Annotated in this window: 9 protein-coding genes; 7 read left to right on the top strand and 2 right to left on the bottom strand. The window is 60.2% G+C overall.

All coding sequences use genetic code 11. The features are described 5' to 3' along the window. Positions 1-13 precede the first annotated feature (13 nt). The 7 genes from PMI07_RS08455 to PMI07_RS08425 all read left to right on the top strand — a co-directional run bounded on the left by PMI07_RS08455 (position 14) and on the right by PMI07_RS08425 (position 9,688). Positions 14-685: a DUF1028 domain-containing protein gene (locus tag PMI07_RS08455; RefSeq protein ID WP_007767261.1), complete on the top strand. Its 672-nt coding sequence runs from the start codon at positions 14-16 to the stop codon at positions 683-685. 51 nt (positions 686-736) lie between these two features. Beyond that, positions 737-1,687 carry a LysR family transcriptional regulator gene (locus PMI07_RS08450; protein WP_007767264.1) on the top strand — a complete coding sequence of 317 codons (951 nt, stop codon included), beginning with the start codon at positions 737-739 and terminating at the stop codon, positions 1,685-1,687. A 240-nt stretch (positions 1,688-1,927) separates the two neighbouring features. Further along, positions 1,928-4,303, top strand: a complete 2,376-nt coding sequence (locus PMI07_RS08445) for a glycoside hydrolase family 3 C-terminal domain-containing protein (RefSeq protein ID WP_007767266.1) — start codon at positions 1,928-1,930, stop codon at positions 4,301-4,303. Positions 4,304-4,364: 61 nt separating this feature from the next. Then, complete coding sequence (gene argE, locus PMI07_RS08440) at positions 4,365-5,510, top strand: acetylornithine deacetylase (RefSeq protein WP_007767271.1); 1,146 nt, start codon at positions 4,365-4,367, stop codon at positions 5,508-5,510. Positions 5,511-5,610: 100 nt separating this feature from the next. Continuing rightward, positions 5,611-6,684, top strand: coding sequence for an ABC transporter substrate-binding protein (locus PMI07_RS08435; RefSeq protein WP_007767274.1), 1,074 nt, complete (start codon positions 5,611-5,613; stop codon positions 6,682-6,684). Between the two features lie 132 nt (positions 6,685-6,816). After that, positions 6,817-8,586 (top strand): ABC transporter permease subunit, encoded by a 1,770-nt coding sequence (locus PMI07_RS08430; RefSeq protein WP_245277114.1) that lies wholly within the window; start codon positions 6,817-6,819, stop codon positions 8,584-8,586. A 37-nt stretch (positions 8,587-8,623) separates the two neighbouring features. After that, positions 8,624-9,688 carry an ABC transporter ATP-binding protein gene (locus tag PMI07_RS08425; protein ID WP_007767284.1) on the top strand — a complete coding sequence of 355 codons (1,065 nt, stop codon included), beginning with the start codon at positions 8,624-8,626 and terminating at the stop codon, positions 9,686-9,688. A 175-nt stretch (positions 9,689-9,863) separates the two neighbouring features. On the opposite strand, the gene PMI07_RS08420 is transcribed toward PMI07_RS08425, so the two are convergent. Beyond that, entirely contained in the window at positions 9,864-11,135 is a 1,272-nt protein-coding gene (locus tag PMI07_RS08420; RefSeq protein WP_007767285.1) for an NAD(P)/FAD-dependent oxidoreductase, read from the bottom strand. A gap of 303 nt (positions 11,136-11,438) precedes the next feature. Then, positions 11,439-12,320: a dihydrodipicolinate synthase family protein gene (locus tag PMI07_RS08415; protein WP_007767288.1), complete on the bottom strand. Its 882-nt coding sequence runs from the start codon at positions 12,318-12,320 to the stop codon at positions 11,439-11,441.

Genomic DNA, 12,320 nt, shown 5'->3' with positions numbered 1-12,320 from the left:
TGAGCCGTATCCCATGACCTTTTCAATATCCGCCCGCTGCCCGGACACCGGAGCCTTTGGCATCGCGATTTCGTCCTCGTCGCCCGCGGTTGCGGCCCGATGCGCGCATGCGAGGGCAGGCGCTGGCGTCGTGGCAAGCCAGAACATTACCGATCCCGTGCTCGGCATCCGCGGACTTGAACTGTTGGCGACCGGGCAGTCAGCGTCCCAAGTTCGCGATGCACTTGTCGCTTCCACGCCGTTTGCGGATTTTCGCCAGCTTGCCATCGTCGACCGCAATGGCATCACGGCCGCATTTTCCGGAAGCGGCGCATTGGGTATCCACGGGGTCGCGGAGGGCCGGGATTGTATTGCGGCGGGTAACCTTCTGGCCGAAGCGTCGATACCGTCCGCGATGGTCAAGGCCTTCGAGCAAAGTCGCGGTTTTCTGGGCGCGCGCCTTCTCGTCGCCCTCAAGGCTGGACTGGACGCCGGCGGCGAGGCCGGGCCCGTCTATTCCGCCGGTGTAAAGGTCGTGCGGGAGGCAGAGTGGCCGGTCGTCGATCTCAGGGTCGATTGGTCAGAACACCCGATCGAGCGCTTGATCGACATCTGGCAGGTTTACGAGCCGCAGATGGAGGATTATGTGCGTCGGGCCGTAGCGCCGGAAAGTGCGCCCTCCTTCGGGGTTCCAGGAGACGCATAACCGTTCATCGACCGCTTGTTCGTTCAGCATTTGCCGATATAAGCGAGCGGTATGAGATATACATTACGGCAGATCGAGTATTTCATCGCGACCGCAGAAACCGGCAGCATCACGCTGGCTTCCGAACGCCTCAACATATCGCAACCCTCCATCTCGACTGCCATCACCCATCTCGAAGAAGAGCTGGAAACCCAGCTCTTCGTTCGTCACCACGCGAAGGGTCTATCCCTGACGCCTGCCGGGCGTGTTCTGCTCGTCGAGGCGAAGCGGTTGGTGGATCAGGCCGAGCATATGTATACCGTGGCCTCCGAGGTGAACGACAAGGTTCGCGGCCAGCTGTCGCTCGGCTGCATGGTGACTCTGGCATCGATGATCATGCCCGAACTGTCCCACTCCTTCACCGCTGCATTCCCTGCGACACGCATTGCCCAGACCGTCAGCGATCATGAAACGTTGCTCGACAAGTTGCAGAGGGCGGAACTCGATGTCGTCATCAGCTATGATTTGCTCATTCCAGCCGGATTTGAGTTCCTGCCGCTTGCGAGCCTGCCGCCGCATGTCCTGGTTGGTGAAAACCATCCGTTTGCAAGGCTTTCCTCGATCAGCATGGAGGAGTTGGCCGGAGCGCCGCTGATCCTGCTCGACCTGCCGATCAGTCGGGAGTATTTCCTCGGCTTGTTTGCCAAACACGGGCTTGAGCCAACGATTGCCACGCGCTCCACCCATCAGGACGTGATCCGGACCATGGTGGCGAATGGATACGGCTATACGCTGGCGAATGTCCGGCCGAAATCCCAGGTGGCGATGGACGGAAGGCCGGTCGTACGCGTCCCGATTACCGGCGACCACAAGCCGGTGGTTATCGGGGTCTTCTCGCTGAAGAGCGGGCGAAAAGCCCGTCTTCTGGAAATTTTCGAGCAGCACTGCAAGTCGTTCGTATCCGACGCCTATATTCCCGGCATGGTCGCCCCGCTGATGGAGCGGCGGCGCTCGCCGACGTAGGCATGCCAAGCTTTTGGTGAACCTGCGCTTCGGAAATGCTTTCTTTCCTCGTTCTGTTCGCAGTGCCAAGCTGACATCAGTGAAATGAACCTCGATATTCCCAATGCGGTCCTTCAGCCATCGAACGCACTTGCCCAGCCCGCGGCGAGATGGATGCTGCCGACGGGGAGCCTGCGCCCTTTCATCGTTCACCGCATCCAGGGGAACCATGAAATATCGCATCATCCGGAGACGTGAGAATTGACATACCAAAGACTGATGGACGGCAAGTTTGCTGAGCTTGTCGCCGAAATGACGGATGAGGAGAAGGTTTCGCTTCTCGCCGGACACCGGATGTGGAAAACCGCGTCGATCGAGCGTCTCGGTATCCCGCGCATTGTCATGACCGACGGCACCTATGGGGTCCGGTATTCCATCCCGCAGATCGATGGCGACGAGGCCGGCGGCCAGGATTTTGCCGCTTTTCTGTCGGTCGTGAACCAGCGGGCCGACCACGTGCAGATCGCCTGGGGTCAGATGAATCTAGCGACATGCTTTCCAAACGGCTCGAGCCTTGGATGTTCATGGGATGTCGATCTCGCGCGCCAGCTCGGAGAGGCGCTTGCCATGGAATGCCAGGAGTTTGGCGTCCATCTCCTGCTTGGTCCCGGCATCAATATCCGCCGCACGCCGCTCGGCGGGCGCTCCTACGAATATTATGCGGAAGACCCGGTAGTGACCGGCGACTTTGCAGCCGGCGTGATCAACGGCCTGCAAGATAACGGCGTTGGCGCATCGCTCAAGCACTTTGCCTGCAATAATTCGGAAGTCGAGCGAACCACGATGGATTCCGTGGTCGAGGAACGCGCCCTGCGCGAGATCTACCTGCGTGGTTTCGAGCGGGCGATCAAGCAGAGCAACCCCTGGACCGTCATGAGTTCCTACAACCGGCTGAACGGCGTTCAGGCTGCCGAAGATCCATGGCTGCTCAATGAAGTGCTGCGTGAGGAATGGGGCTACCAGGGACTTGTGGTATCCGACTGGCACGGGATCAAGGACCGGCCCGCCTCACTGGTCGCTGGCAATGATCTGGACATGCCTGAAAGCGAGACCCGCAAGGCAGACCTTCTGGAGGCAATCCGCGCCGGCCAGGTTGACCGCGCCGTTGTGGACACCGCGTGCGAAAGAGTTCTGAAGCTCGTATGTCTTGTGAAGCTCGGCGAGAACCGCTCCGTGACCTTCGATCGCGCCGAGCATCATGCGCTCGCCCGCAGGATGGCGGCCGAATCGATGGTCCTGCTCAAGAATGAAGGCGGGCTTCTGCCGATCGAACCTTCCAGGGTCAAGCGCATCGCCGTCGTCGGCGAGGGTGCCGGCACTCCCGTGATCCAGGGATCGGGCTGCGCAACGACCATGCCGACCTCCGTCGACGTGCCACTCGAGGAAATCCTCAAGCTCGCAGGCGACGATATTCAGGTCAATGTGTTCCGCGGGACGAGTGAAATCGAAGCCGAGCGCGAAGCCTTGATCACGGAGGCCGAAGCCGGCGTGGCCGAAGCCGACATAGTGATCCTCTTCGTCAACAATGAGAACGGTTATGACGGAGAGGGGTCGGACCGTCGTACCCTTGGCCTCGCACCGGGGCATGACGAACTTGTGGAGCGACTCGTTGCTGCCAATCCCAATGTCGTCGTGGTCGTTGCCAGCCCCGATGCGGTCGTGATGCCGTGGATCGACAAGGTGCCGGCAGCGGTGGAAATGTTCTTCTCCGGCCAAGCCATGGGCGGCGGCATTGCCGACATCCTGTTTGGCCGCGTCAATCCGAGCGGTAAGCTCACCACAACCTTTCCGAAGCGGATGGAGGACATGCCCACTTATCTCACCTATCCGGGCGAGAACGGTCGTCATGTCTACAGTGAAGGCATCCATGTCGGTTATCGCTGGTACGATGCGCGGCAGATCGAACCGTTGTTCCCCTTCGGCCATGGGCTGAGCTACACGGATTTCGCTTACTCCGATCTTACATTGGACAGGCACGAGCTTCGCCTCGGCGAGACGGTGACGTTGAGCTTTATCGTGACCAATGTCGGAGCGCGCGAAGGCAAGGAGATTTGTCAGGCCTATGCCCGCTGCGACGCTCCGCGTCTCAAACGACCGGTCCGCGAGCTCAAGGCGTTTGCCAAGATTTCGCTGAAACCCGGCGAAAGCCGGAAAGTCACGCTGTCCATTCCGGCTGAAGATCTTTGCGCCTACGACACGGCCCGCCGGCGTTGGACGCTGGACGATGACATGATTACGCTCGAGATTGCCGCATCGTCACGGGATATCAGGCTTCACGCCTCGCTTCGCACCGTGTCCTCCGCCTCGGTACACCGGCGGATCGAGCGGGATACCCAGCCTGTCTTTGTGCTTGCCAACCCGATCGCCCGCCGCAAGGTCATCGGTTTCCTGCAGGAGCAGCTCACGGTCGGTGCCGAAGATGCCGAACGCATGCTGGAACACTGCGCAAATTCGTTCTTCGGCGTGTTCACCACGTTCGACCGCCGGTTCCGCAAGACCTTCAGCAAGGCGGATATCGACGCCCTGATCGAGGACATCAATCGGGAAATGGCGGAACAGGAGCGACAGGCGGCCTGAGAACAGCCCGTCCGCTTCAGGCCCGTGCTTCGCGCGGGCCTTCTCCTTAAATGGTCCGCTCATGAATACGATTACCCTCCTCGAGAAGCTCGTCGCCTTTCCAACTGTCAGCAGCGAAACCAACCTGCCGCTGGTCGGCTTTGTTCAGTCCTATCTGGAAGAGCGTGGTTTTTCCTGCCGTCTGATCGCCGATGACAGCGGCGCCAAAGCCAATCTGTTCGCCAGTATCGGCCCGGGTGGCGATGACGGAATCATTCTGTCGGGCCACACGGACGTGGTTCCTTGTGCGGCGCAAAACTGGACATCTGATCCGTTCCGGCTGATTGAACGCAACGGCAAACTCTTTGGGCGCGGCGCCGCCGATATGAAGGGGTTTCTCGCCTGCATGCTGACCGTCGCCGACCTCGCGTCGAAGTCTGCTCTCTCAAGGCCGCTGCATCTTGCCTTCTCGCATGATGAGGAAATCGGCTGCGTCGGCGTGCGCCGCATGCTCGACGACCTGATGAAACGGCAGTTCCGCGCTGCCTTTTGCATCGTCGGGGAGCCGACGTCCATGCGGGTCGTTACCGGGCATAAGGGAAAGCTTGCCGCACGAGCGACCTGTTTCGGCATGGGCGGCCACTCGTCATGCGCCCCCCTTTATCTCAACGCCATTCACATAGTGACGGACGTCGTATCGCTTCTCCGGCAGGCTCAGGATGAGTTTGCCACAGCCGGGGCGCAGGACGATGCCTACGAGGTGCCCTATACAACAATCCATGCCGGCCGCATCGCAGGCGGCGTCGCAGTAAACGTCGTCGCGTCGGAAGCAACGGTGGATTTCGAAATCCGCCATCTGGTGGCGGACGATCCCTGCCGGATCGTCGGGGATTTGGGGCGGCGGGCGGATGTCCTTGCCGAAACTCTCCGGCCCCGCTTTCCGCAGGCGCGCGTGTCTATCGACATAGTCAATGCCTATCCCGGTCTTGATCTTGCAAATGACGCCGCGGCAGGCCTTCTTGCCGGCCTGGTAGATCAGCCGTATGTTGCCAAGGTGTCTTTTGGGACGGAAGCCGGGCTGTTCATGGAGCGCCTCGCCATCCCGACACTGGTGCTCGGCCCCGGTTCGATGGAGCAGGGTCACAAGCCGGACGAGTTCATCGAGATTGCTGAACTTGAACGTTGTGACGTCTTTCTGAAGGGCGTGCTGGAGAGGCTCATCGGTTAGGTCACCCCTAACCAATAAGCCCGAAATAAATAATTTACATAAGCAGTCACGGATGGCTTGTTGAGCGGGCTACACGGCTATCAAAAAAGGGGAACTGGACATGGCCACCAAGGTCAGCTTGACACGCCGCAATCTTTTGAAGACGGGGGCCGGCGTCGCGACCGCATTTGCCGCTCCCGCAATTTTCACCAAGGGCGCCTTCGGCGCCGAGGTCCTGAAGGTTCAGGACATGGGCGGTGCCTTCGAAAAGGGCTTCCGCATCGCCTTTTATGAAGGCTTCGAGAAGGAAAACAACGTCAAGATCAGTGTGACGACCAACGGGCCGGATCCGATCCCGCAATATAAGATGGTCGTGGACACCAAGACGAACCTGTTCGACGTTTGCATGATGACGCCCGAGCACGTCTTCCGCATGAAGGCGCTTGGCGGCGATTATATGCAGAAGCTCAAGATCAAGGTTGCTGATCTGGAAAATTACGTCGCCGGTTCGATCAATGAAAATTTCGCAGGCGTGGCCGTATTCGCGCTGGCGCTTGGTTATCGCACCGATACGTTCGGTGACAAGGGCCCGAAGAATTTCCAGGACTTCTGGAATGTCGAAGCCTTCAAGGGTCGTCGCGGCCTGTGGCGCAGCCCGGTTCTGACCATGGAACTCGCGCTGCTCGCCGATGGCGTGCCGATGGACCAGCTCTATCCGCTGGACGTCGATCGTGCCTTCAAGAGCCTCGACAAGATCCGCAAGAGCGTCGATGTCTGGTGGACGACCGGTGCGCAATCCACCCAGCTGATCCAGAGCGGCGAGCTCGACCTGATGAGCATTTGGAGCACGCGCGCCCAGACCGCCATCGACGACGGCGCTCCTGTGTCGCTGGCCTGGGGCCAGGGCTTCTATAACATCGACGGCTGGACAATCCCGGTCGGCACCCCGAATACCGAGCTGGCCAACAAGTTCATCGAATACTGCATGAACGCCGAACGGCAGGCAAAATACACGGATGTACTGGCTTGCGGCCCGACCAACGTCACGTCCTACAAGTACATCAAGGCGGAGCGCGCGAAGCTTCTTCCCACCGCGCCGGAAAACGTCAAGGGACTGCGTCCCCTCAATGCCGACTACTGGGGCAAGAACCAGACTGCCCTGACGGAGCGTTTCGAAAAGTGGATGCTGAGCTGATAAGCCTCTTGTCGGAATTCCTTCAAGATCGATAGCATTCGAGGCGCGGATGCATAAGGTATCCGCGCCGATCATGATGCGCACATACCCGCGTTGCGCCTTTTTGGACAGGCAGCCGGTTCCGTGGCATTCATGGCAACAGCCAAGCTTCCAGAGATCGACGTAATGGCCGAATGGCAATCCCCTTCAAGACGCCGCTTCAAGCTGGACCCGTTATGGCTTGCCGGACCGGGGGTCTTCTACCTCGTCCTGCTGCTCATCGTCCCTGCAGCCGGGTTGATGTTCCTGTCGTTCCGCGATTCCTCGGGTTCGTTGAGTTTTGAAACCTACCGGCAGATGTTCGGGGCGGGCATCTACGTCCAGGTTCTCATCAACACCTTCTCCATTGCCATGCAGACGACGATTGCCTGTCTTCTGGTCGGCTACCCGCTCGCCTACTGGCTGGCAAAGATGCCCGAGAAGCGCCGGCGGCTCGTCATGTGGCTTGTTCTTCTGCCCTTCTGGATGAGCGCGCTTCTCAAGAATTTCGCCTGGATGGTGCTCCTGTCACGGCGCGGCGTGCTGTCCCAGATCCTGACCGGAATGGGAATGGGCGGTCCCGTCGATCTGCTCTATGGCCGCGGAGTCGTCGTTTTCGCCATGGCGCACACGATGCTGCCGCTTGCGGCGCTGACGATGCTGCCGACGCTGCTCAGCATAGATCTGGGACTGGCCCGGGCCGCCAAGACGCTGGGTGCATCGGGCGGCCAGGCCTTCTGGCGGATCGTTTTTCCGCTGTCCATGCCGGGCGTTGCCGCAGCCGGTCTTCTGGTCTTCATCAGCTCGCTCGGCTTCTTCATCACGCCGGCACTGCTCGGCAGCCCGCGGGAGACCGTCATCGGCCAGTTGCTGATCACGCAGGTCCAGCAACTCCTGAACTGGCAGCTTGCCGGCGCCATCGCCGTCATGCTGCTGGTCGTGACGCTGGCCGTCTGCCTCGTCTACGATCGCGCTTTCGGTATATCCGCTGTGTCGGGAGAACGGAGCGATCGCCGCTCGACCGGCCTCTTCGCGCGTATCGGCACGGTCGTCATCGCTTCCGTCGCTCGTGTCACCGATATTCTGGCGGGCGTTCTCGACATCGTGCCTGGCCTGCGTCGGCGCGGGTGGCTGCTTGACGCCTTTTGCGTGCTCGTCATGGTCATGCTGTTGGTGCCGGTGCTGATCTTCCTCCCGATGGCATTCGGCAGTTCGAGCTTCCTGGAGTTCCCGCCGCGCGGATATTCGCTGCGCTGGTTCGAGACCTATTGGAATTCGTCGAACTGGACTGGTGCGACGATGCGCTCATTCGGGATCGCTATCGTTTCGGCGCTGCTTGCATCTGCTATGGGTGGAATTGCGGCATTCGGTGTGGCCCGCAGCAAGAGCAAGATCGGCAATGTCGCATTCCTGCTTTTCATGCTGCCGATGATCATCCCGAATATCGTCATCGCGGTGGCGCTCTTCTATCTCTTCGCTCAGATCGGCCTCATCGCGACGGACGCCGGCATTGCGCTCGGGCATACGCTCACGGCGCTTCCCGTCGTGTTCGTGATCATCCTGACGACCTTCAAGAACTACGACTGGCGCCTCGACCAGGCAGCCGCGACGCTCGGGGCAACCCGGATGGGAACCGTCCGCAAGGTTACCTGGCCGATCGTCAAGGGAAGCGTCGTCGCCGCGTTCCTGTTCGGCTTCCTGCATTCGTTCGAGGAGTTGACCATCGCGCTCTTCGTTGGCGGTGGCGTGCGCCAGACCCTGCCCAAGCAGATGTGGGACGACGTTCTTCTGCAGGTGAGCCCGACGCTCGCGGCGGCGTCGGTCATCATCCTGGCTGTCGTTACAATCGTCTTTGTCGCTGCGGAGCACGCGCGTCCGCGCTGAGACCGAACCTTTTGTTGGAATAACCCGGATGTCCCACATGCCAATTCAGTCGCAGTTCTCGCCGCAAGCCGGAATCTCACCCAAGCTCAGCGTGAGAGGTATCCGGAAGGATTACGGCGCTACAACGGTGCTGCAGGCGATCGACCTCGATGTCCGCTCGGGCGAACTTCTGACCCTTCTTGGCCCATCCGGCTCAGGGAAGACGACGCTCCTGCAGATTATCTGCGGGTTGGTGGAACCGACCTCCGGCAGCCTGTTCATCGACGGCCGGGACGAAACCAGCCTTCCCGTAAACCAGAGAGATATCGGCGTCGTCTTCCAGAACTACGCGCTGTTCCCGCATCTCACGGTGAAGGAGAATATCGCGTTCCCGTTGCAGATGCGAAGGCTTCCGGTCGCGGAGATCGACAAACGGGTGGCGGAAGTCCTCGATATGGTCAATCTCGGCCATACGGCGGACCGTCTTCCCAAAGCGCTGTCCGGCGGACAGCAGCAGCGTGTTGCCTTGGCGCGCTGCCTCGTTTACCGCCCGAGCGTGATCCTGATGGACGAACCGCTGGGCGCCCTCGACCGCAAGCTGCGTGAAACCATGCAGATCGAAATCAAGCGCATCCATCGCGAAACCGGCGCGACCATTATCTTCGTGACGCATGATCAGGAGGAGGCGCTGGCGCTTTCCGACCGGATCTGCCTGATGAATGACGGCGTCATCGCGCAGGTCGGCACGCCGCAGGAGATCTACGAGGCCCCGGCCAACCGTTTTTCGGCGGAGTTCATTGGCCTGTCGAACATTTTCGACGGAGCCATCGCCGATGGAATGCTGCGGTCTGCCGACGGCGATATCCCTGCTGTCGCTGGCATGCAGGCGGGGGATGGTCTGATGGTGCGGCCAGAGCATATCGCGCTGACCGAGCCGGCGCAGGGTTTTATGTCAGGCACAGTCACCGAGACGGTGTATGCCGGAGCGGATACCCGTCTTCTGGTGGCTTTGGAATCCGGCAAGTCGATCATCGTTCGGCAGGCTGCGGGAATCCCTATTGCGCCGATCGGATCGTCGGTCGGTCTTAATTGGCAGCCCTCGGCAATCCGTATCGTACGGTAATCGCTCCCAAGGCGAGCATATGGCGTCGTGAGGTGTGATAGCCTCCGACGCCATGTGCGTTCGGTCAATCCTGACGGCGGCAGCGCCCTAATGGCCGTATGCCAATAGCGACCGGGACAGAACATCCCGATCGCTTTGATTTCCCCAAACGCTTCGTAGTCGCAGGCCCGGAGGCTTATCTTGCGGCGCTCGATGCAATCTTGTCGGTGCCGGCAATATTCTCCGGGCGGCCCGCTATCTGGTCGCCCAGATAGTCCGCATCGTGCCAGACTCCCCAGATGAAGGGAGATGCTCGCCGGGAAAGCCATGCCAGCCCGAGAAAATAGAGCCCAGGCACGGATGCGACGCCGCGCTCATGGACTGGTCGTCCCTTGTCGTCGAAAGCATCGACTTTCAGCCAGCTGAAATCGAAAGCGTAACCCGTTGCCCAGATGATGGACGTCACGCCGGCTTTGGCAAGGTCGAGCTGGAGAATGGGGTCGCTGACGCATTGTGGGTCCGGTCCGATATCTCGGGCCTCGGGTTCTTCGGGCAGATCGAGGTTGTTTCGTTCGGCATAGGCATCGGCCTCGTCGAGGACGGACAAGTAGTTGGCATCGCCCTGCGCGATATTGTCTGCAAGGTCGGGCTCGAAATGCATCACCCCATCCTTGAAGAAATCCGCCTTGCCAACCAGGGTCATGCCGCGCGACGCAAATTCCCGGAAGTCGACGGTATGGCCGCCGCGGGCTCCGCTGACCGCGATGGTGACATGCTCCATCGAGGGATCGCGGGTCTTTGCCTCCCAATGTCCGAGGACGCCCAGCCACCAGCAGAAATCCTTACCACGATAGCTCCGGGGCGGTCTCTGGTGGGGGCCGACTGCCAGATAGACGCGCCTCCCGGATCGGAGGATTTCGTCGGCAATCTGCGCTCCGGAAGAACCGGCTCCGATGACCAGTACAGCGCCATCCGGGAGCTGGCCGGGATTGCGATAGTGATTGGAGTGTATCTGAAGAATGTTGCTTTCTGCCGGAACGACCGTCGGGATAATGGGGCGCTGGAAAGGCCCCGTCGCGGCAACCACGTTCGTGGCTTCGAAACTTCCTTCAGAGGTTTCGACAAGGAATCCGGCGCCGCCGGCTTTCTGCTGTACCGAGGTTACGTCGATACCGGCGCGGATAGGAGCCGCGATTTGCTTCGCGTAGGCCTCGAAATATTCAACGATCTGTTCCTTTGTCGCAAAGCTGCCAGGCTCGATACCGTCGAACGTCATTCCCGGAAACCGGTCATGCCAGGCCGGACCATTGGCGACGAGGGAATCCCAACGCTCCGAGCGCCAGCGCTCGGCGATCCTGTTCCGCTCCAGAACAAGGTGAGCCACGCCACGCCTGCCCAGATGCTCGCTCATTGCCAACCCTGCCTGGCCGCCGCCGACAATGATCGTATCTACTTTTTCGACTGACATTTCGGCGTACTTTCCCTTGGGGTCTCGAGCGTCTCGGCAAATGTTTTCCAGTGGTGTGACTGGTGTATGCGAGCCGTTAGATCGGGAAAATAACGATTTGATTTAGCTTTGATTAGGTTGTCCCTAAGTCAGCCATGCCCGGAAATGGAAGGAGAGAATCCGTCCGAGGCAGTCATCAGACGGTGGAAGGTTCGACTGTCGTCACCACGAAACGATAGCGGCGTTTACGGGTCAACGTATTACGCCCGCCAAGGGTCTGATCGCTGCGGAAGCATTGCGGTCGTAAAGCAGTTAAATGAGCTGCTAGAGCAAATCGTACCTTTTCAGGATTGCTTTAATTTTCTCGTCCTGGGCCTGATCTGGAAGCAGGGCGGGCTGCCTGCTCGCGCCAACCGACTTGTCCTGAAGGTAAAGCGAACGCTTGACCATGGCCGGCGCAAAGCCCAGCGCATAAAGCTCGGTACGGAAGGCGGTATAGATCTCCTGCTGACGCTCCGCTTCGGCAATGTCGCCGGAGTTGAAAGCCGTGAGGATGCCGGCGAGCACGTGGGGCAGGGCGTTTCCGAGGCCTGAAATGCAGCCTGCAGCACCGTTCTGCAGCGACCATAGAACCAGATGATCCGGGCCGGAATAGACCTCGAAGCCCGGGTTCTCTTTTGAAACCTGAAGGTAGGCCGCCAGGGTTTCCTGGGCGCCGCCGGAATCCTTGATGCCGGCGATATTGCCATGCCCAGCGAGCTTTGCGGCGGTCGCCGGTTCGATGTGGTTCTGGGTCCGGGCCGGAATGTCGTAAAGATAGACCGGCGTCTTGACCGTATCCGCGACCGTCGAAAAGTGGCGGACCAGTCCGTCCTGGGTGCAGGCGATAAAGAAGGGGGTGATGACCGCAATGCCGTCGACGCCAATCCGGTCGAACTCCTTGGCAAGCAGCACCGTCTCGAACGTTGCGGGCATCCCGGCATTGACGATGACTTTCGCGCGCCCCGCAACCTCGTCGAAGACGTGTTCCGTCAGGCGGATCTTCTCTTCGTGGGTGAGAGCGGTGAAATCGCCGTTGGTGCCGGCGCACATGATATTGTTGCCTGCCGCCACCTGCCGGCGCACCTGCGCGCGGGTGGCCTCGAAGTTGATCGTCTCGTCTTCGTTGAAGCAGGTCACGAGTGCGACAAAGGCATTTCTGGTCAT

This window comes from Rhizobium sp. CF080 (assembly GCF_000282095.2).
In the GTDB taxonomy this organism is placed as follows: domain Bacteria; phylum Pseudomonadota; class Alphaproteobacteria; order Rhizobiales; family Rhizobiaceae; genus Neorhizobium.
Note: the sequence above shows the minus strand (reverse complement) of the source record. Positions and strands in the feature narration are given on the sequence as shown.